Origin of the sequence: Streptomyces sp. NPDC057438, from assembly GCF_042802995.1 — a bacterium.
Lineage (GTDB): Bacteria > Actinomycetota > Actinomycetes > Streptomycetales > Streptomycetaceae > Streptomyces.
Genome location: NZ_JBHVDD010000017.1, coordinates 30,430 through 51,063 on the forward strand (window position 1 = coordinate 30,430; position 20,634 = coordinate 51,063).

The 20,634-nt window shown below is 73.4% G+C and carries 16 protein-coding genes; 4 read left to right on the top strand and 12 right to left on the bottom strand.

Translation table 11 applies throughout. The features are described 5' to 3' along the window. Positions 1-6: 6 nt before the first annotated feature. The 11 genes from asnB to ACFU5F_RS12720 form a co-directional block, all read right to left on the bottom strand. The gene (gene asnB, locus ACFU5F_RS12670; protein WP_383885888.1) at positions 7-1,932 is read right to left on the bottom strand and encodes an asparagine synthase (glutamine-hydrolyzing); all 1,926 of its coding nucleotides are present in this window, start codon (positions 1,930-1,932) and stop codon (positions 7-9) included. A gap of 3 nt (positions 1,933-1,935) precedes the next feature. Then, positions 1,936-3,453 (bottom strand): Wzz/FepE/Etk N-terminal domain-containing protein, encoded by a 1,518-nt coding sequence (locus ACFU5F_RS12675; protein WP_383885891.1) that lies wholly within the window; start codon positions 3,451-3,453, stop codon positions 1,936-1,938. After that, on the bottom strand, positions 3,450-4,817 hold the full coding sequence (locus tag ACFU5F_RS12680) for a Wzz/FepE/Etk N-terminal domain-containing protein (protein WP_383885894.1): 1,368 nt from the start codon (positions 4,815-4,817) through the stop codon (positions 3,450-3,452). The genes ACFU5F_RS12675 and ACFU5F_RS12680 overlap by 4 nt, the downstream gene beginning before the upstream one ends. Beyond that, positions 4,814-6,151, bottom strand: a complete 1,338-nt coding sequence (locus tag ACFU5F_RS12685; protein WP_383885897.1) for a glycosyltransferase — start codon at positions 6,149-6,151, stop codon at positions 4,814-4,816. Before ACFU5F_RS12685 ends, ACFU5F_RS12680 begins: the two co-directional genes overlap by 4 nt. After that, positions 6,141-7,457 (bottom strand): nucleotide sugar dehydrogenase, encoded by a 1,317-nt coding sequence (locus tag ACFU5F_RS12690; RefSeq protein ID WP_383885899.1) that lies wholly within the window; start codon positions 7,455-7,457, stop codon positions 6,141-6,143. The genes ACFU5F_RS12685 and ACFU5F_RS12690 overlap by 11 nt, the downstream gene beginning before the upstream one ends. 82 nt (positions 7,458-7,539) lie before the next feature. After that, positions 7,540-9,018 carry a sugar transferase gene (locus ACFU5F_RS12695; RefSeq protein ID WP_383885902.1) on the bottom strand — a complete coding sequence of 493 codons (1,479 nt, stop codon included), beginning with the start codon at positions 9,016-9,018 and terminating at the stop codon, positions 7,540-7,542. A gap of 817 nt (positions 9,019-9,835) precedes the next feature. Beyond that, a complete protein-coding gene (locus ACFU5F_RS12700) occupies positions 9,836-10,363 on the bottom strand; it encodes a hypothetical protein (RefSeq protein WP_383885905.1) in 528 nt (175 codons plus the stop codon). Continuing rightward, positions 10,347-10,847, bottom strand: coding sequence for an RNA polymerase sigma factor (locus tag ACFU5F_RS12705; protein ID WP_383885909.1), 501 nt, complete (start codon positions 10,845-10,847; stop codon positions 10,347-10,349). Before ACFU5F_RS12705 ends, ACFU5F_RS12700 begins: the two co-directional genes overlap by 17 nt. Positions 10,848-10,924: 77 nt before the next feature. Next, positions 10,925-11,548 (bottom strand): class F sortase, encoded by a 624-nt coding sequence (locus tag ACFU5F_RS12710; RefSeq protein ID WP_383885911.1) that lies wholly within the window; start codon positions 11,546-11,548, stop codon positions 10,925-10,927. Further along, on the bottom strand, positions 11,545-11,937 hold the full coding sequence (locus tag ACFU5F_RS12715; protein WP_383885914.1) for a sortase-dependent protein: 393 nt from the start codon (positions 11,935-11,937) through the stop codon (positions 11,545-11,547). The genes ACFU5F_RS12710 and ACFU5F_RS12715 overlap by 4 nt, the downstream gene beginning before the upstream one ends. Before the next feature lie 223 nt (positions 11,938-12,160). Next, entirely contained in the window at positions 12,161-16,414 is a 4,254-nt protein-coding gene (locus ACFU5F_RS12720; protein ID WP_383885917.1) for a molybdopterin-dependent oxidoreductase, read from the bottom strand. Between the two features lie 371 nt (positions 16,415-16,785). Here ACFU5F_RS12720 and ACFU5F_RS12725 point away from each other — a divergent pair, with 371 nt between their 5' ends. From ACFU5F_RS12725 to ACFU5F_RS12740, 4 genes are all read left to right on the top strand, one after another. Further along, a complete protein-coding gene (locus ACFU5F_RS12725) occupies positions 16,786-17,175 on the top strand; it encodes a cell division protein SepF (protein ID WP_383886077.1) in 390 nt (129 codons plus the stop codon). Between the two features lie 728 nt (positions 17,176-17,903). Beyond that, the gene (locus tag ACFU5F_RS12730; protein ID WP_383885920.1) at positions 17,904-19,079 is read left to right on the top strand and encodes an ATP-binding protein; all 1,176 of its coding nucleotides are present in this window, start codon (positions 17,904-17,906) and stop codon (positions 19,077-19,079) included. Next, positions 19,066-19,428: a nucleotide pyrophosphohydrolase gene (locus ACFU5F_RS12735; protein WP_383885922.1), complete on the top strand. Its 363-nt coding sequence runs from the start codon at positions 19,066-19,068 to the stop codon at positions 19,426-19,428. The genes ACFU5F_RS12730 and ACFU5F_RS12735 overlap by 14 nt, the downstream gene beginning before the upstream one ends. Positions 19,429-19,642: 214 nt before the next feature. Continuing rightward, a complete protein-coding gene (locus tag ACFU5F_RS12740; protein WP_383885925.1) occupies positions 19,643-20,119 on the top strand; it encodes a DUF6099 family protein in 477 nt (158 codons plus the stop codon). A gap of 228 nt (positions 20,120-20,347) precedes the next feature. On the opposite strand, the gene ACFU5F_RS12745 is transcribed toward ACFU5F_RS12740, so the two are convergent. Continuing rightward, positions 20,348-20,515: a hypothetical protein gene (locus tag ACFU5F_RS12745; RefSeq protein WP_383885928.1), complete on the bottom strand. Its 168-nt coding sequence runs from the start codon at positions 20,513-20,515 to the stop codon at positions 20,348-20,350. Positions 20,516-20,634 lie beyond the last annotated feature (119 nt).

A 20,634-nucleotide genomic window follows, 5' to 3' on the forward strand; every position in this document is an offset into this window, starting at 1 on the left:
CCGCCGTCAGGGCGCGCTCCGGCCGGAGCCGGAGACCGCGCCGCGATACCAGTACTCGAGGGTCAGCACATGCCACAGATGCTTGGAGTTGTCCCGGTGCCCGGCGGCGTCCTCGGCGACCAGCCGTCGCAGCGCGTCGCGGCGCAGGAATCCGGACCGGACGAGTTCGCCGTCGTTGACCACCTCGCGCACCAGCGGCGCCAGGTCCCGGCTCATCCAGGCCCGCAGCGGGGCGCTGAACAGGCCCTTGGGCCGGTACACGATCTCCCGGGGCAGGACCGAGCAGGCGGCCTCCTTCAGGACGGCCTTGCCCTGCCGGCCGACGATCTTGCGGTCGCCGGGCACGGCGAACGCCGCCCTGACCACCTCGACGTCCACGTACGGCACCCGCACCTCCGTCGACGCGGCCATGCTGGAGCGGTCCGTGTAGGCGAGGTTCAGGCCCGGCAGGAACATCCGGCTGTCGCCCAGGCACATGCGGTTGACGAAGTCGTCGAGGTCGTTGTCCTCGTAGACGTCCGCGTGCTCGGTCAGCACGTCGTCGACCGTCCCGGCCAGGTCCGGATCGATCAGGCCGAGCAGCTCGTCCTGGTCGTACATGGTGTAGCTGCGCCGGAACGCGGTCTCCTCCGGCAGATCGGCGAAGGAGAGGAACCGCTTGGCGAAGCGCACCGACCGGTACCCCCGGCGGGCCGAGGCCACCGGCAGCCGGTCCACGGCCGCGGACAGCCCGCGCCGCAGGGGCCGCGGGACGCGCTGGTAGCGCAGCGCCAGCAGATTGGCCAGGTGCTTGCGGTACCCGGCGAACAGCTCGTCGGCACCCATCCCCGACAGCATCACCTTGACCCCGGCCTCCCGGGCGGCCGAACAGATCAGGAAGGTGTTGATCGCGGCGGGGTCGCCGATCGGCTCGTCCAGGTGGTACGTCATCCGGGGCAGCAGGTCGAGCACGTCCGGCGCGATCTCGATCTCGTGCAGGTCGACGCCGAACCGCTCGGCCACCTGCCGGGCGTACCGCAGATCGTCCGGCATCGCCTCGAACCTGGCGTCCTCGGCGCGGAACCCGATCGTGTAGGCGGAGATCCCGGGCCGGTCCCGGGCCGCCAGCGCCGTCAGATAGCTGGAGTCGAGCCCGCCGGAGAGGAACGTCGCCACGGGGACGTCGGACAGCAGATGGCGCCGGGTCGACTCCTCGACGACGGCCGCGAGGTCCGGATGGTCGCCGGCGAGGGCGCGTTCCCTGCCTTCCGCTGCGACGTCCCGCAGGTTCCAGAACCGGCCGCGCTCCACCCGGCCGTCGGCCCGGCACCGCAGCCAGCTCCCCGGCGGCAGCTTCTCCGCCTCACGGAACGCGCACCGGGAGTCCGGCACCCAGTAGTACAGCAGCGAGGCCACCAGCGCCGCGTGGTCCACCTCCAGCGACCTGCCCGTCACGGCGGCCAGCGCCTTCAGCTCGGAGGCGAACACCAGCCCCTCGCCGCGCCGCAGCAGGAACAGCGGTTTGATGCCGAGCTGGTCGCGGGCGAGCACCAGATCACCGGTGCGCTCGTCGAAGATCCCGAACGCGAACATCCCGCGCAGCCGGGGCAGACAGTCCGTGCCCCATCGCCGCCAGGCCTCCAGCAGCACCTCGGAGTCGGAGGTGCCGCGGAAGCGCACCCCGGCCCCCGCCAGCTCCGCGCGCAGCTCGGGCGCGTTGTACAGCTCTCCGTTGTACGTCAGGACGAGGCCGTCCGAGACCATCGGCTGGGCCCCGGTCTCGGAGAGGTCGATGATGGCCAGCCGGCGGTGCCCGAGGTGCACCTCGGCGTCACCGACGGGGTGGCTGTACCGGCCGGCCCCGTCCGGACCGCGGTGGGCGAGGACGTCGGTGAGCCGGTCGGTCACGTCCTTCCCGTCGGGCCATCGGTACGTACCTGCGATGCCGCACATGTGCTACCGCGCCTCCTGATCGCTGTCCGGGACCCGCTCCGCCCACATCGGCAGCCGTTCGGTCCGCCGCCGGCCGGTTCCGCCCGGGCGGCCCTGCCGTTCGCTCCGGCCGCGCACCGCGCCCAGCGGCCCGTCCCACAGCGTGCCGTCGGTCCGGTCCCGCGGATCGGGGTCGATCAGGACCACCCCGACCACCGCGATGTGCTGGTCCGCGAGCTGCCGCGCGACGGTGTGCAGCCAGGCGACGCTGCCGTGCCCGGCCCGTACGACGAGCACCGTCCGCGTGCCGAGGTACCGCAGGTCGGTCCACGCCGTGCCGGGGGCCACCGAGCCGACGCCGATCCTGAGGTCCTCGGGCGCCAGGGCCTCTGCCCGCGCGCCGTCGACCACGGCCGGGTCTCCCGGTCTCGGGCGGCGGCCCGCGAGCTGCCGGCCGGGCAGCCCGTCGACGACGGCCACCGGCCCCTGGGCCGCCAGTGCCCCGGCGAGGTCCAGGGCGATCTCGCCGGCGGCGCGCGCACAGCCCAGCTCCAGCAGCGACAGCGGGTCCGTCGAGCCGCGTACGGCGCGGGTCAGGGTCAGGGTGAGCCGTTCGCGCGCGGCCCGGACCGGCCGGCGCCGCCACAGCCGGGGCGACCGGCGGGGCAGCTCCGACAGGACCGAGGCGCCCAGGTGCGCGGCGATGTCCCGGCGCAGGACGGGACGGTCCGCCACCACGGTGCCGACCGCGGCCACCGCGAGCCCGAGGGCGAGCCCGAGGACGAGTCCGATCGCCGCGTCGGTGGCGGCGGTCCTGGGCAGCGAGTGCCGCACCGCGCGCGGCGCGTCCACGATCTGGGTGCCGGCCACCAGCTGGGGTGTGCCGATGCGCGCCTCGGCGGCCCGCTGGTCGAAGTCGGAGATGCGGGAGGTGAGTTCGGCCCGGCGGGCGAAGAGGGACTCCATGTCCGCCGAGGCGCTCGGGCCGCTGTCCGGTGCGCCGTCCCCGATGGCCTTGTTGACCTTGGCGAGGTCGGCCTTGATGCGGTCACGCTGCTTGAGCAGGGCCTTGGCCTCCGCGTCCGCCGCTTCCTGGATCCGCCGCACGTGGTCGGCGACGAACGCGTCGGCCAGTGCCTTCGCGCGGGCCACGGCCACCGCGTCGCTGTCCCCGGTCACCTCGATCTGCAGCAGGTTGTTGGTCAGGCCGATGCCCCCGTAGTCCTCCATGAAGTCCTCCGGTTTCTCCGTGGACCCGAGGGACTTCAGGGCCTTGCCGGCGATCCGGGTGGTCTGCAGCAGGGCGACGTCGGTGCGGATCAGCGTTCCGGGGTCGTTGGGCTGGTCCTCCTGGTGCGCGACCAGCACCTTGGTCACCGCGGTCGGCGGCGGCGGCAGCAGGACCGCCACCCCCACGCCGCCGAGCAGCCCCAGCAGAGCCATGGAGCCCCAGAGCCGGCGGCGCCTGCGCACCGACACCACCAGCCCCTGCAGGTCCAGCAGCGGGGCGGCCGACGACTCCGGAGTCGTACTCGTCGTCATCGTGCACCTCTTCTCGCGTCCTCGCCGACCGCGAACGCCGGCGTCACGGCCTCCGGCGGCGGACCGGCGGACCGGGACGTACGCGCCCGGACCGGGCCGGCGAGGACGATGCCGACGATCTCGTGCTTGGCGTCCGCGCACGCCTCGTTGAGGCCGGCCAGCTCCGCGGCGGTCCAGGTGCCCGCGCTGAGCACCACCAGGACCCCCGACTCGTGGGCGCGGTCCGGCACCATCGGCCGGGCCACCGGAACCCCCACCACCCGCAGCAGCGGATCGCTCCCGGCCTCGGCGACGAGCCGTTCGGCGGCCCCGCGGGCGGTCCGGTCGCCGTCCGGGACGACCACCAGCAGCCGCCGGGGGGCCGGCAGCCGTTCCCGCAGGCGGGTGCAGACCCGCCGGTAGCGGAGCTGTCTGCTGGCCTCGTCGCCGGAGGTCCGCGGGGCCGGCAGGTCCCACCGGACGTCGGTGCCCAGCAGCCGGCGGACGAGTGCCCCCGGGCCACGGCCTCCGGTCCGGTGCCCGGACCGCCCGACAGGTACGTCGACGGTGCCCAGCAGTGCCGAACCCAGCGCCGCGGCGATCTCCGGCTCGGTCCGCAGCCGGCGGCTCATCCGGGCGGCGACGAGATGGCAGGCGACCGTGAACAGGAAGAACAGCAGGGCCCCGGCGCCGACGAGCTGGGTCCTGGTCGGCGGGGCCTCGCCGGCCGGCCGGGCCGCGGATCCCATGACGACCAGGTTGGCGGCCTGCTCGTCGGCCGGGTCGGCCTGGTCCAGCTTGTCGATGGCCTCCTGCAGCGCGGTGCGCAGCTTCGCCAGCTCGGTGCGGGTCTGCACGCTCTCCACGGTCTCCCCGGAACCGGCCCGGCCGGCCAGTTCGGTGATGCGGCGGCTGGTCTTCTTGACCGTCTGCCGCAGCGCCTCGGGCGCCCCGGCGTCAGGGTCGGCGCTGTCGCCCGCGACCTGCTTGGCGAAGGCGACGAACTGCCGGGCCACCTGGTCGGAGAGGTGCTGGGCACGCTCCGGGGTGTCGGCGGTGCCCGAGATCTTGATGATGTTCCCGTCGGTGGCCTCGGCGCTGACGTGCTCCCGCACCTCGCCGCCGTCCACCCCGGTCCAGCCGAGCGCGGTGGCCGCGCGGTCGACCACCACCGAACTGGTCGCGATCTCCGCCTGCGTCAGCAGCTCGCGCTCCTCCCACGCGCCCGGCAGCAGCACCGACGCCGACGTCGTGTACCGCGGCGGCAGCAGCAGAGAGGTGCCGTAGCCGACGAGCGCGCCCACCACGGTGAGGATGAGGAGGAGCCGTCGGCGCCGGCGGAGAATCCGCCCGATCGTGACCAGGCGTATCGTGTCATCGCTCAACGGCGCGGCCTCTTTCCCGGCCCGTCCGTGTCGCTCGCCCCGTCCGTGTCGCTCGCCCCGTCCGTGTCGCTCGCCCCGTCCGTGTCGCTCGCCGGGGCCGTGCCGCCCGCCGGCCCCGGTGGGCGGTCGCCGCAGGCCGCGGCGTACGCGGCGAGCAGCGAGCGCTGGGAGTTGCTCCAGGACAGCGCCCCGCCGATCCGCTCCTGGCCGATCTTTCCCATGTGGGCCCGTCGGTCCGGGTCGTCCAGCAGCCCCGCGACGAGCCCCGCGAAGGCCGACTCGTCGTTGGCCGGCGCGTAGACGGCGGCCTCACCGGCGGAGACCCGCGCCTCCCGCAGGTCGAACGACACGATCGGCCGGCCCATGACCATGTACTCCAGCACCTTGTTCATGGTCGACACGTCGTTGAGCGGGTTGCGCGGGTCGGGGGAGAGGCACACATCCGCGGTGGACAGGTAGCGCGCCAGGTCGGCGTCCGGGATGCGCCCGGTGAACTCCACCCGCTCCGCGAGCCCGAGCCGCCGGGACAGCTCCACCATCGCGTCGAAGGTGTCGCCGGCGCCGACGAACACCGCGTGCCAGTCGGTCCGTCCGTGTTCGTCGCGCAGCTTCGCCAGCGCCCGCAGGGCGTAGTCGACGCCGTCCTGCGGACCCATGACACCGAGGTAGCAGAGCAGATGGGGCTTGCCGCGCTTCAACTCCGGCTCGGGCGGCACCGGGTGGAACCGGCCGGTGTCGGGTGCGCTGCGCACCACGAAGACGTCCTCGGGCCGCTTGCCGCCGCGGCGCACCGCGACGTCCCGGTAGCTCTCGTTGGTCGCGAGCACGACGTCCGCGGCCCGGTAGGTCCGCCGTTCCAGCGCGCACACGGCGCGGTAGAGCAGGTCCTCGCCGCGGTCGAACCGCGACAGGTACAGCTCGGGCACCAGGTCGTGCTGGTCGAAGACGAAGCGCGCGCCGCGCCGCTTCATCCACAGGGCCGGCAGGAACAGCAGGTCGGGCGGGTTGCAGGCGTGGACCACGTCGACCGGGCCGACCTTCCGCGCCAGCCGGACCGTGTGCCACAACGCCGAGCCGTACTCCCGGAGATAGCCGGCCGGCCCTCCGGTGGCCGCGCGCAACGGATAGCGGTGGATCCGCACCCCGTCGATCTCCGCCTCGGGTTCGGTGTCCCGCTTCGTGCCCTGCGGGCAGATGACGTGCACCGTCCAGCCGGCGTCGCGCAGCGTCGTGCACTCCTGCCACACCCGCCGGTCGAAGGGCACCGACAGGTTCTCCACCAGAATCAGCGCGCGCCGGCCCGGCCGGCTCCCGCGCCTCGCGTCACCAGGCAAGGCCCACGTACCCCGGTTCGGCCCGGCGCGCGTCGGCGTCGGGGAGGTGGACGAGGTCGACGATCACCGGGCCGTCGCCGTGGGGCAGCGCCGACAGCACGGCCGGGTCCCGGGTCCCGACCAGGAGCACCTCGGCGTGTTCGAGCACCTCCTCGACGGAGTCCGCGAGCAGCTGCGCCAGATGCGGCAGCCGGGTCTCGATGTACTCGCGGTTGGCGCCGAGCAGCCGGGAGAGGCTCACGTTGGCGTCGTAGATCTTCAGGTCGTACCCCTTGCCGAACAGCCTCTCCGCCAGTTCGACGAGCGGGCTCTCGCGCAGGTCGTCGGTGCCGGGTTTGAAGGACAGCCCGAACAGTCCCGCCCGGCGTCTTCCGGTGCGCTCGACCAGCTCCACCGCGCGCTGCAGATGGTCGGCGTTGGAGGGCAGCACATGGGACAGGATGGGCACCGAGACATCGGCCCGCTGGGCCGCGTGGACCAGGCTGCGCAGGTCCTTGGGCAGGCAGGAGCCGCCGAAGGCGAAGCCGGGCCGCAGGTAGGCGGGGCTGATGTTGAGCTTGCGGTCGGCCAGGAAGACGTCCATCACCTGGTGCGAGTCCACGCCGAGGGCCTGGCACACCGCGCCCAGTTCGTTGGCAAAACCGATCTTGAGTCCGTGGAAGGCGTTGTCCGCGTACTTGATCGCCTCGGCCGTCGGGACCGGCACCCGGAACACCTCGCCGGGCAGGCCGTCGTAGAGCGCGAGCACCGCGTCACCGCTCGCCGTGTCGAGTTCACCGATGACGGTCTTGGGCGGGTCGAAGAAGTCCTTGACGCTCGTGCCCTCGCGCAGGAACTCCGGGTTGACCGCGACCCCGACGTCCACCCCGGCCGTGCCGCCGACGTACTTCTCCAGGATCGGCACCAGCAGGTTCAGACAGGTGCCCGGGAGCATGGTGCTGCGGAACACGACGGTGTGCCGCCCGCCCCGTTCGGCGAGCGCGGCACCGATCTCCTCGGTGACCCGCTCCAAGTACGTCGTGCACAGGCTGCCGTTGGGCTCCGAGGGTGTGCCCACGCAGACCAGCGACACCTCGCTGTCCATGATCGCCTCGCGGACGTCGGCGGTGGCGCGCAGCGCACCGGTGCGCACGACCTCGGCGATCAGCTCGCCGATCCGCTCCTCCACCACCGGGGCCTTGCCGTCGTTGACCAGGTCGACCTTCACCTGGTTCACGTCCACCCCGACGACCTCGTGCCCCATGCTGGCCAGGCACGCGGCCGACACGCAGCCCACGTAGCCGAGCCCGAAAACGCTGACTCTCATGACCCGTTCCTCCCCCCAGGCAGGCCCCCACGGCCTGCGGTCCGCGCGTCGGCGGCACCGTCGAGTTGCGGTTCCCGGCGCATCAGTAGGCCCCCTGCCCGTGGATCACCGCACGCAGCGTCTTCCACAGGATCACGCTGTCCAGAGCGAGCGACCAGTCCTCCACGTACCGCAGGTCCAGCCGCACCGCCTCCTCCCACGACAGGTCGCTGCGTCCGCTGATCTGCCACAGACCGGTGAGGCCGGGCTTGACCAGCAGCCGCCGCCGGATGTCCGGGCCGTAGGCGGCGGACTCCTCCGGCAGCGGCGGCCGCGGACCGACGAGCGACATCGATCCGGTGAGTACGTTGAGGAGCTGGGGGAGTTCGTCGAGCGAGTACCGGCGCAGCACCGCCCCCACCCGGGTCACCCGCGGATCCCGGCGGAGCTTGAACAGGGGCCCGGCGCCCTCGTTGCGGTCGGCCAGCGCGTCGCGTGCCTTGTGCGCGCCGGTGACCATCGTGCGGAACTTGAGGATGGTGAACTCGCGGCCGTCCTTGCCGACCCTGCGCTGGCGGTAGAACGCCCCACCCCGGCTGTCCAGCAGCACGAGCAGCGCGACGAGGGCCATCAGCGGCGCGAACAGCATCAGCAGAAACGTTGCGCCTATGCGGTCGACGACTTCTTTGACCGCTCGGCGGCCCCCGGTGAACGTCGGCATGCTGACCCGCAGCAGCGGGATCCCGAGCACCGCGTCCACGTGCAGCCGAGGGCCGGCCACCTCCATCAGCACGGGGGCCACGACCATCTCGGCGTCGCTGCCCTCCAGGTTCCAGGCCAGCCGTTGCAGCCGGTGCGGTGACCAGTGCGGGTCCGGGGTGACCGCGACGACGCGGTAGCCGTCGCGGCGGACGTGGCCCGCGACGTCCGCCAGCCCGCCGACGACCGGGACCCCGTCCAGGTACTCACCGCCGAAGCCCAGGCCGTCCGTGGTGCACACCGCGTCCACCCGCCAGCCCAGGTGCGGGAACTTGCGTGTCCGGGCGATCAGATCGCGCACGGTGGCCGGGCTCCCGGCGGCGAGCACCGGTCTCAGACACCGTCCTTCTTTGCGCTGTCTGTGCAGGGAGAGGCGCAGCAGATATCGCACGGTCATGGTGACCAGGGCGATCGCGGGAATGGCGACGAAGATCCAGAGTTTGATGTTGCGCGAGGTGAGCGCGATTCCGCCGAGCGCCAGCACGACGGTCGCCGTGAACAATGAGCGTCCGAGCCGGCGGAATTCCTCGGCGCCCTGGCCGAGTACGGCGGGAGCCCATGCCCGGCTCACCGCGAGTGCGCCCAGCACCAGGAGTTCGGTGCCGAATGCGAGAATTCCCCACTTCTCGTGCCAGTTGGCCGCGTCCCGGGCCCCGAAGAAATTGCCGATCGCCGCCACCACGGTGGCCGTGGCCACGGTGTCGCTGATGATCACGGTACGGCGGTAGCGCTGCTCCCACTCGATCGTGGTCCCGCTGATGGCCCCGCTCGCCAGGCGCCCCCGCGCCGGCGGAAACGGGCTGACCAATTCCCCTTGCCGCACAGAACCCCCCAAGGTTCCCAGTGGTTCGACGTGTTCGCCGCACACTGTTTCCTCGCCCCGGGAGGCCCCCGCCCCCCGTACCGCCCCTCCCCTCGGGAGGCCCCCGCCCCCGCGTCGCGCTTCTTTCCTGCGGGAGGCCCCCGCCTCCCGCACATGACATCCCCGCCGTGCCGGTACTGCTCGGCCACTCACCCCGGCGGCGGTGGACGCATACGGCCTGCGGGCTTTCGAGGCGCGCGAGAACTCTCGAAATCCCGGGTGCTCCCCGCACCCAAGGCCCCTTCCCGGGCTCCGCGGGAATGATCACCCCCACGCCCGGCGAAGGGGTCGCGAAAACACGCTATCCCCAGGGCCGGACCTATTGATCATTAACGGTCGCCTCGTGCTCGAACAGCTGAAGCACGGTCAATCTAGACCATCGGGGCCAGTCTTGAAGAGGGGATGTGTGTAATTTGTGTTCAAGCTTTGGGGCCGAAACGACCAACGGTGGCCGCCTATGGATGCCTTTACGCCATCGGGTGTTTCACAAGCCTCACCGCGCCCCCGGACTCGGCTTCCGCGACGCTCTGTTCGGCCTCTCCTTTCCGCTGGTCACGGCCTACGGCGGAGCCGTGTGAGTGCCGGGGCGCACCGGTGTGATCGATCAGGTGCGTGAGCCGGGCGACTTGATCGTGCCGGTGCTCCGAGGGCGCCGGATCCGGAGCCGAGAGGGCCCCGCCCCGCGCGTCGCCGGACCGAACGGCCGCCGTGATCGTCCCGGGCGCCACTCTGTTCGACTGGCGTTCCGCACGCCGAGGTGTGCCGGCAGTGCCGGCGCTCAGTCCGCCCCGGGCGTCGCGAGCCGGTCCGAGGCCGCGGAGGAGCGGGCCGGGGTCGCCGACGGCGCGGTGGCCCGGGTGCCCGTTCCGCTGGGCCGGTCCGAGCGTCCGGGGGCCTCGGACGGGCTCGCCGAGGGCACGGTGGTCTCGGTGCCGGTCCTGGCGGGCGGGGCCGAGGGGGCCGGGGTCGGACGCTGTTCGGCGGGCGGAGGGGTGCCGGAGGCGCCGGAGTCCGGCGGGATGGGGGAGGGGCTGCCGGTCGCGGGGGGCGGGGCCAGGGGGACCGAGGGGGAGGCGGGGGCGTCGCTCCCGGCCAGACGCAGCGGCAGGACGACGAGCGCGACGGCCGCGCAGGCGGCGGCGGCGCCGGCCGCGGCCCGGACCAGCCGGCGCCGGGCGGCGGCGCGGCGGACCGTCTCGAAGTGGCCGGGCGGCGCTCCGAGATGGACGGCGGGGGGACGCAGGACGACGGTGAGCGGGTCGTCGTCCGGCTCGAACCCCGGGCCCTCGTCAGGGCGTGTGGTCAAGGCTTCTCCTCAAATGGGCGCGGAGCAGTTCGCGGGCCGCGTGGAGGTCGGCCTTGACGGTTCCCTCCTTGCGTCCGGTCAGCACGGACACCTCCCGGATCGGCATGTCAGCGTAGTAGTGCAACAGGATGGGCACGCGCAGCCGTTCAGGCAGCGACTGCACGAGCAGCCGCACCGAGGGGTCGGACGCCTCGGCGTGGTCGGGCAGCGGACGCACCGAGGCCTCGGCGGTGGCCCGGCGCATCGCCCTGCGCTCGCGTTCCGTCTTGCGCCAGTGGTCCCGCACGAGGTTGGCCGCGGTGACGTAGAGGAAACCGTGCGGCTCCGCCACGGACGTCCAGCGGGCCCAGAGCCGGGTGAACGCCTCCGACGCGATCTCGTGGGCCGTCCCGTCGTCGTCGACGAGCCGACGGCACCAGCCGGCGAGGCGCGGATAGAGGGCGGCGAACAGCTCGGACGCGGCCTTCTCACGGGACCGTTTCAACGCTCTCCATGGTCGTGGTGGTGCGGCGAACGCCAGCGGGGACAGGCCGGCCGCGGGATCCGGGGGCGGGCCGTGCGTCACCGGGCCGGGGCGCGCAGCGTGGCGAAGACGATCACGTTGTCGCGGTACTCGTTCCCCGTGCGCGGGCCCCCGCAGGTGACCAGACGCAGCGCGGGCCGGTCCACGTTCCCGTAGACCTCCTCCGCCGGGAAGGCGGACTTGGCGACCGTCCGTACGGAGTCGACGGTGAACTCGGCTGCCGTGCGGTTCTCCAGGCGCGCCTCGATCCGCTCGCCCCGCCGCAGGGTGGCGAGCCGGCGGAACACCCCGTCGCCGTGGCGGCCGACCGTGACATGGCCCAGGATCACCGACGGGCCGGTCTGTCCCGGGGTCGGTGAGTGCTCGTACCAGCCCGCCCGGTCGTGCGCCGTGATCGGCGGCACCTCCACCGTGCCGTCCGGGGCCAGCCCCAGCCGGATGACGGGAGTGTCCACCCCGATGCCCGGTATCAGCAGTCGGACCGGGACCGAACGGCCGAGGGGGCGTACGGCGCCGGTGGCGGGCGGGGAGGCCGGGGGTGACGAGGCGGCGTCGCCCGCGGGGGGCGCGGTCGTGGTGCCATCGGTCCGCCGGTCGTCGCAGGCCACGAGGAGCGAGGCCGCCGCCGCGGCGGCGAAGGCGCGCCTGGAGAACAAGGTCACGCCCCGTTCGCCCGCCGACGGCGCAGCAGCACGACGGCCGTGCCGCCGCCGACGAGCAGGGCGGCGGCGCCCGTGCCGGCCAGCACGCCCGCGTCGCCGGACCCCTCCGAGCCGTTCGCCGCCCCCGTGTCGGGCGCGCCACTGGGCACGACGGAGACCTGGCTCGGCACCGGGCTCGCGTCACGGCGGTCCGGGGCCTTGGTGGGTTCGGTCGCCTGCGAAGGTTCCTCGGCCGGGGCGGACGGCACCGCGCTCGGTGCCGCGCTCGGTGCGGTCGACGCCTCGCGCGGGACGGCGGTCGGGCTCGTGTCGTCGGCGAATGCGGACGGCGCGGTCGCCAGCACGGCGGTGAACACGAGTGCCGTGGCACTGAGGACGGTTCGGCGCATGGGTCGCTCTCTCTCGTCGGGCTCAACGGGCCGTACCCGCCGCCGTGTTCGGCGGGGGCGACGGCTTCGTGTGCCGCCCGGCCGGTCACCGGCACGCGGCGGCGGTCACATGTCGAGCGGAGAGACGAGACAGCGATCGGACACGTTGTAAAGAGATGGCAAAGCCGGGTCGAGGCAGGAGGGGGCTCGGCAGAGGAGGGCGGAGGGGGCTCGGCAAAGAGGGTCAGTACACGTCCCGGACGTACCGCTTCTCCGTCGCGAGTTGCTTCACGTACGCGGCGGCCTCGTCCTCGGTCATCCCGCCGTGGGTGACCGCGACGTCCCGCAGGGCCCGGTCGACGTCCTTCGCCATGCGGGAGGCGTCGCCGCAGACGTAGAAGCGGGCGCCGTCCCGGAGCCAGTGCCACAGCTCGGGCCCGTGCTCGCGCATCCGGTCCTGGACGTACACCTTGGCCCGCTGGTCACGGGAGAAGGCGGTGTCCAGCCGGCTGAGCACACCCGCATCCTGGAGGTCCGCCAGCTCCTCCCGGTAGTAGAAGTCCGTCGCCCGGTGCTGCTCCCCGAAGAACAGCCAGTTGGGCGCCCGGTGTCCGAGGGCCCGCCGCTCTTGGAGGAAGCCGATGAAGGGGGCGACGCCGGTGCCAGGACCCACCATGATCATGGGGGTCGCCGGGTCGGTGGGCGGCCGGAAGTGCGGCGAGCGCTGCACGAAGACCGGCACGTCCAGACCCGCCTCGCCGTCCGCGAGGAAGGGGGAGCAGACCCCGCCGCGCGGGCGTCCGTGCAGGTTCTCGTACCGCACGACCGACACCGTCAGCGAGACGTGGTGCGGGTCGACGAGCGGGCTCGACGAGATCGAGTACAGCCGGGGCTGAAGCCGTTTGAAGGCGCCGGCCCACTCCTGCGCGGAGGCCCGCACGGCGAACTCGGCCACCACGTCCACGGCCTGCCGGCCCCAGGACCACTGGGCCAGTCCGTCCTTGTTGTCGGGGCGCATCAGCTTCTTCAACTCCCGGTTGTCCCGGGTGCGTTCGGAGACGAAGCGGAGCAGGTCCGGGGTGATCCGGGTGATGTCGAGATGCCGGTGCAGGGCCTCGGCGAAGGGCACCTCGCCCACCCCGGCGGCCTCCACCGGGGCCGAGCCGTCCAGGCCGGTCACCGCCAGCCATTCCGCCACCAGACCGGCGGAGTTGACCGGCCGGACCCCGAGCGCGTCGCCCGCCTCGTACGACAGGCCCGTCCCGCTGGTGTCGAAGGTGAAGCGGCGCACCTCCTTGCCCGCCCCGGGCAGGCTGAGCAGCCGGTTGCCGACCAGCCGGGCGGTGGCGGGGGCCGCCTTGGCGGAACGGACGGGTGCGGGTGCGGTGGTGGCGCGCTGCGGGGCGACGGACACCACGGCGGTCGCGGTGGCGGTCCCCTGCGTCGGCGCCCGGGTCCCGGCCGCAGCCGCGTCCCCGTCCGTCTCCGTGGCCAGCGCGGTGATGACCTGGCTCAGCCAGGCGTCCGCCGACGGCTCGTAGTCCGGCTCGCAGTCCGTGCGGGGGGCCAGGCGCACCGCGCCCAGCTCGTCGAGCCGGGCGTCGAGGCGGCGCCCGTGCCCGCAGAAGTCGTCGTAGGAGGAGTCACCGAAGGCCAGTACGGCGTAGCGCACCCCGTCCAGACGGGGGGCCTCCCGGTGGGAGAGAGCGTCCCAGAACCCGGAGCCGTTGTCGGGCGCGTCACCGTCCCCGAAGGTGCTGGTGATCAGCAACAGGTCGGCTCCGAGCGGCAGTCGCTCCGGTTCCGCCTCGTCCATCCCGACCAGCGTGGCCCGGTGTCCCGCGGCCCCCAGATGCTCGGCGGCCGCCACCGCGAACTCCTCGGCCGTCCCCGTCTGCGAGGCCCACAGCACCACGACCTCGCGCCCTGCGGTGCCGGTGGCGGGTGCGGCGGCCGGGGCCGCCGACCGCGAGTACATCCCGGCGAGCACCCCGTTCACCCACAGCGCGTGCTCGGGGCTGAACGGCGCGTCCACCGGCAGGACGGGCACCCCCCGCACCCCGGAGCCGAGCCCGGCGAGGAAGCCGGTGAGGTACCGGCGCTCCTGGGCGGAGAGCACGGGCGGCGGCGAGGGTTCGAGACCGAACGCGTCGGCGCCCGGGGTGACCGCCGTCGGCACGGCCACCACCGCCATGGACGGCGGCGCGGTCACCGTCGCCGGGTCACCGACGCCTGCCGGCACGGTGAGGGCCGCCGGGACGGTCACGCCCGTCGGTGCTGCGGCGGCCGGCGGGACCGTGCCGGGCACCGTCCCGGTCGCCGCCGCAGTCCGGGCCGGTGCCGCCACCTTCGCCAGCGAGACCGCGCACACCTTCAACTCCGGCTGGAACGACAGCGGATCCACCGCGTCGCTCGTCACCGCGTTGATGCTCAGGTACTCCCCGAACAGGTCGTTCCAGTGGAACGGCGCGAACACGCAGCCGGGCAGCACACGGTCCGACACCACCGCCGGGAGCACGGCACGCCCCCGCCGCGAGGCGACCTCCACGCAGTCCCCGTCACCGAGGCCCAGTTCACGCGCGTCCCGCGGATGCACCTCCACGAAGGGCCCGGGGTTCAGCTTGTTGAGCTTGGCGACCCTGCCCGTCTTCGTCAGGGTGTGCCACTGGTGCTGCAGCCGCCCGGTGTTGAGCACGAACGGATAGTCGTCGTCCGGCATCTCGGCGGCCGGCAGATGCGGCCGGGCGTGGAACACGGCCCGTCCACTGGCGGTGGGGAACAGCAGCTCCCCGTCCGCCCCGGCCCGGGCGTACCGGATCGGGTTGCGCGCCGGTCCGTCCTCCTCCGCCGCCGGCCACTGCACGGAACCCGACCGCAGGCGCTCGTAGCTCACACCCCGCAGGTCCCACCCGGTCCTCGGGTTCCACGCCTGCTTGATCTCCTCGAAGACCTGCTCGGCGGTGTCGTACGAGAACCCCTTCTCGAACCCCATCTCCCGGGCGACGGCCGCGATGATCCGCCAGTCGGCCATCGCCTCGCCCGGCGGGTCGACGGCCGGGGCGGCGAGCGTGAGGGTGCGTTCGCTGTTGACGAGGACGCCCTCGGACTCCGTCCACAGGGCCCCGGGCAGGACGACATCGGCGTACGCGTTGGTCTCGGTGTCGGCGAAGACGTCCTGCGTGACGACGAACTCGGCGGCCTCCAGGCCCTCGATCACGGTCCTGCGGTTGGCGACCGAGGCGACCGGGTTGGTGCAGATGATCCAGCAGGCCCTGATCTCCCCGTCGGCCATCTTCCGGAACATCTCGACCGTGCCCCGGCCGACGCCGTCCGCGCGCAGGGAATCCGGCTCCAGCCCCCACAGCTCCTCGACGAACGCCCGTTCCTCGTCCACCAGTACGGACCGCTGCCCCGGCAGCCCCGGGCCCATGTAGCCCATCTCGCGCCCGCCCATGGCGTTCGGCTGCCCGGTGAGCGAGAAGGGGCCGCTGCCCGGCCGGCAGATCGCGCCGGTCGCCAGATGCAGGTTGACGAGCGCGTTGGTGTTCCAGGTGCCGTGCGTGGACTGGTTGAGGCCCATGGTCCAGCAGCTGGTCCACTCGGCGGCCTCGCCGATGAGGCGCGCCGCCTCGCGGACGTCCTCCGCCGGGACACCGGTGATCCCGGCGACGGCGTCCGGCGCGTAGTCGGCGAGGAAGCCGGGCATCGCCTCCCAGCCCTCGGTGTGGGCGGCGATGAAGCCGGGGTCGGTGTGCCCGTCCGCGTGCAGCAGATGGAGAAGTCCGTTGAGCAGCGCCAGATCCGTCCCCGGGCGTATCTGCAGGAACAGATCGGCCTTCTCGGCCGTCGCCGTGCGGCGCGGGTCGACGACGATCAGCTTCGCGCCCGCCTTGACCCGGTCCATCATCCGCAGGAACAGGATCGGATGGCAGTCCGCCATGTTCGAGCCGATGACGAGGAAGACGTCCGCCCTGTCGAGATCCTCGTACGAGCCGGGCGGCCCGTCGGCGCCCAGCGACAGCTTGTAACCCGTGCCGGCGCTCGCCATGCACAGCCGGGAGTTCGACTCGATCTGGTTGGTGCGGATGAAGCCCTTGGCCAGCTTGTTCGCCAGGTACTGGGCTTCCAGGCTCATCTGGCCGGAGACGTAGAAGGCGAACGCGTCGGGCCCGTGCTCGTCGATGATCGCGCGCAGCCGCCGGGCGGTCTCGGTGATCGCGGCGGAGACGGGCGCGGGGACCGGCTCGTCGCCCCGGTCGTCGCGCACCAGGGCGGTGGTGAGGCGTCCGGGCGCGGCCAGCATGTCGGCGGTGGTGGCGCCCTTGGTGCACAGGCGGCCGAAGTTCGCCGGGTGGGACTTGTCCCCCCTCGCCCTCAGGACCGTCCGCCGGCCGTCGGGACCCATTCCGACGTCCAGGAGCATGCCGCAGCCGACGCCGCAGTACGAGCACACGGTCCGTACCTGGGTCGTGGTGCTCTGCGGGCCCTGGGCGGCCACGGGCGGCCCCTCTCTGTCGGCGTCCGGGGTCTCCGGCCGGTCGTCCGGTCCGGCCCGCCGGTCGCTGTCCGGTGCGGGGGCCGGTTGCTCGTCTGGTACGGCGGCCGGTCGGCTTCCGCTCAACGGCCGGGTCAGGGCCCGGCAGGCCCGATCGTACGAATTGCCCGTTACGCCTGTGTCACATGACCTGATCATGAGGCGTTACGCCCGCCACACACGGCCGCGCAAGGGCCTGTGAGGGCGGGTTCCGGCCGTTGTCCCGGAAGCAGGGGTCGCGGTCCGTGTCGCTGTTGGGCCGAACGGGTGACCATGCGTAAGAATTGGCTGATGCAGTCATTCAGTGCGAGCCAGGGGGAAGGCCGGTGAACAGGGTGAACAGCCACGATGTCACCGACGAACAGTGGGAGGGGCTCGCCCAGGTCGTGCCGTTGCGGGGCCGGGACGCCTGGCCGTCGGCGGTCGGCCACCGGACCATACCGGAAGCCGAGACGGAGGCCCGCCGCCGCTTCGTGGTGCTGCGCGTCAACGTCTTCGCGGACGCCCGTGACGTGGCGGAAACGCTGATGGCGGGCGTTCCGGTGCTGCTGGATCTCTCCGGCGCGGAGACCGACACCGCCAAACGCGTACTGGATTTCAGCACGGGGGTCGTTTTCGGCCTCGCCAGCGGAATGCACCGCGTGGACAAAAACGTGTTCCTTCTCACCCCGCGCGGCACCGAGGTGCGCGGGCTGATGGAAGGTGCGGGGGTCCCGGGCGTCTGAGGCGGCACGGTCGGGCTCGAGCGCGCCGGGGACGGGCCGCGGGTTCGGAGGCTGCGACTGGGGCGCGTGCGGCTGGTGAGGCGTGGGCGGGCGGGTCGCGACAGGGAGAGGCCGCGGGTCGCACCGGGCCGCTCCGATGCGAGGGGACGTGGACGAGAGCCCGGGGGTGCGGCGCGAGACCTCGGGTCCTGGGGCGAGACGCGGGCGCGGCGACGACGCGCGCGTGTGCCGGGCACCGGGGCGCCCGTCGTGACGCACGGCGCCGGGGCTGCGCGGCGGCGCCCTCCGCCGAGTGCTCTCGCCCTGGCCCGGGGCCCTCGCTCTCCGACGAGCGCAGTCCGTTCGAGCCGCTCCCCCCGTTCCTCGGCTCTCCCGCCCCCGGCCCGGGGCGCGTGGCGCCGGTCTTCGAGCTTCCGGCCCTCTCCGACGGGCGCTCCCCGCCGACTCGATCGACAGGTCGCCCCGCCCTTCTGCCGGTGATCCCCGCCGTGCTGCGGTACTCGCTCCCCTCGGTCCCCCTGCCCTGCCCGCCGAAGAACCTCGGTGCCGCCTCTGTTTCTCCGGGTGTGCGGCGGGGCGCCCGGGGGCGGGGCTCGCCGCTCCCGGATGCCGCGGGGCGCTCCCGCAAGGGCGGGGCGCCCTCGGGTCGTCGAGGGCGCTCCCTCGATCGTAGGAAGATCCACTCGGTGGAACGGTTCGCCTGGCGGACGGGACCGTACTGTCCGCATATGACCGTGTCATCCCTGTCGTCGATGCCGCCCGGCGCGGACGCCGGAGCACGTCCGGAGCGGCCGAGCGTCGTCGAGCTGCGGCTCTCCGCCTTCGCCGGACACCGGGGCGCCTTCCTGCCGCTGGGCCCCCTGACCCTCCTCGCGGGCCGCAGCGGCAGCGGCAAGACCACCGCGCTCAGGGCGTACGAGGCGCTGGCGAGACTCGGCGGCGGTGCCCGCCTCGACGAGGCGTTCCCCGACCCGCGCGGTTGCGTCCCCGAACGGGCCCGTCCCGACGCCCAGCGGCGACGCGGCTTCCGCATCGGCTGCACGACCGACGGCCCCGAAGGCCCCGTGCACCTCGACATCGCGGTGCAGGCCGAACCCGAACTCCGCATCGTGGGCGAGCGGTTGACATCCGGCGGCCGCACCCTGCTGCAGACGGCGCTCGTCGATCCGGGCCGCCCCGTCGTCCAGGCCTCCTGGCACACGGCCGGCACATCCCCGGTCACCCGTGGCCCGCTCCCCGACGACCTCCTCGGCACCGCACTGCTCCCGCTGCGCGTCGCCGGCAAGACGGACGGCCAGCGCCAGGTCCTCGCCGCCGCCGAGCAGACGGTCGTCGCGCTCCGTTCCGTCTACGCCTGCGATCCGCGCCCCGGCCGGATGCGCGCCGCCGTACCGCTCGGCTCCGGCCGGCTGCTGCGGGGCTGCGACAACCTCGCCGACGTGCTGTGGCGTACGCGCACGGAGTGCGGCCGCCGGCACGCGCTGCTCGTCGGGGCCGTGCGCGACGGCTGCGCGGGACCCGTCCTCGACCTGCTGGCCGAGCCGCTGCGCGACGGCGCGGTACGGGCGGTGCTGGACCGGGGCGAGGGCGTACGGACGGCCCTGGGGCTGCTCGGCGACGGGGAGCTGAGGTACCTGGCGCTCGCCCTCGTGCTGTTCACCGGGCCCGGCGTCCTGGAGGTCGACCCGGTCGCGGAGGTGCCCGCGGCGCTGCAGACGCTCACCGTCCTCGCCGACGGCCTCGACCGGTCCCTCGACCCGCGGCAGGCCCTGGAGCTGGTGCGGCTGGCGGCCCGGATGTGCGAACGCGGCCACATCCGGCTCGCCGGCGCGGTGAGCGACGCCTCCTGGGCCGCCGGACTGCCGGGGGTGACGGTGGTAGACCTGAACCGTGAAAGATCCTGAACCCGCGCGGGAGTCCGCGCGAGAACTCGACGTGGCGACCCTGCAACGACGGCTCGCCGAGTTCGCCGCCGCCCGCGACTGGCGGCGCTTCCACACGCCGAAGAACCTGGTCTCCGCGCTGAGCGTGGAGGTGTCCGAACTCGTCGAGATCTTCCAGTGGCTGACACCGGAGGAGTCCGCGCGCGTGATGGAGGACCCCGGGACCGCCCACCGGGTCACGGACGAAGTGGCGGACGTGCTCGCCTACTTGCTCCAGCTCTGCGAGGTGCTGGGCATCGATCCGCTGTCGGCCCTGGACGCGAAGATCGACCGCAACGAACGGAGATTTCCTGCGCCGGAGCGGCCCTGACGGAGCCCGACCGCGTTCGACCGGGGCTGGACGGCGTTGCCAGCTCCCCCGATTGTCACTCTCCGGAGTCAAAAAGTTCTCCACAGCCGACTTGTTATCCACAGATTTCAGACTTCCTCTGGCTTTCCGTCTCGGCGTCCCTCACTGTGGGTAATGAACAGGCAGGAGTTCAGGCGGACGCGCGAGAGCGCGTCGGGACAGTCGGGGGCAGCGCATGGATGCGGTGCGGCTCATCATGGCGAGCAGGCGTGCACTGGCGGGCAGCGCCGAGGGGCCGCAGCTCATGGCGGAGGCGTGGCAGTCCTATGCCCTCGCCCAGGCGATCGGCAGCCGGCTCGCGGTCTCGGGACCTCCCGAACTGCGCGGCGAGGCCCTCGGGTTGACCGAGCTGGCAGGCAGTGGCTGCGGCATACTCGGCGCGCCCCCGCTCGGTGTGGGCGACTTACGCGCCGCCCAGCTCACGGAGTTGGGCGACGCCCACGACGCGCTCGTGCGGCTGGGTGTCCTCCTCGGCGAGGTCGGCATCGCCCTCGTCGGTCTGGCCAGCGGCGCCGGCGACGAGGCGACGTACTGGCAGTGCATGGAGGCGATCGACGCTGCGGACGAGGCCCGGGACCGCGTCCTGGAGATGCTGCGGCGCCTGGCGGTGCGGGACCAGGTCCTGTCGGAACGGGACGCGACCACCGGATGACCGACACCGGCCACGGCACCGCGCTCGCCCCCCCCCGCAGCGGGCTGAACCGGGTTGCCACCCGCTTCTCACGGAGCGCGCGCCCCCGTTCTGTCAGGGGCGCGGGGAACTGCGCGACCAGCCCCCACTCACCCGCACCAGCCCCTCGACCCCGACCCACCCCGCCATGACGGACGCCCGGCCACAGAGGACGAGGCCGGGCGCGAGGCAACACGACTCAGGGAGGAATCAGACGGCGCCGCTCTCCTCCGCGGCAGCGGCCCGCGGTGCCGAGAGATCCGCGTCGAGCTGGGACAGGTCCGCGTTCAGGGCAGCCATCAACTCCTCCATCTGCTGGAGCAGACCCTTCGGCTGCGCAGGCACGGCAGCCTGCTCCGGCACGGCTTCCTGGGACATGTGACGGCCTCCTCGGCCCTCGCCCCCGAGGGGGCACGTGTGGGGGCGTCCCGGCAGCGGCCGCCGGCGACGGGTGCCGGGCGGTCCGGCTCCTCCCGGGCAACGATCACCGTTCGCGC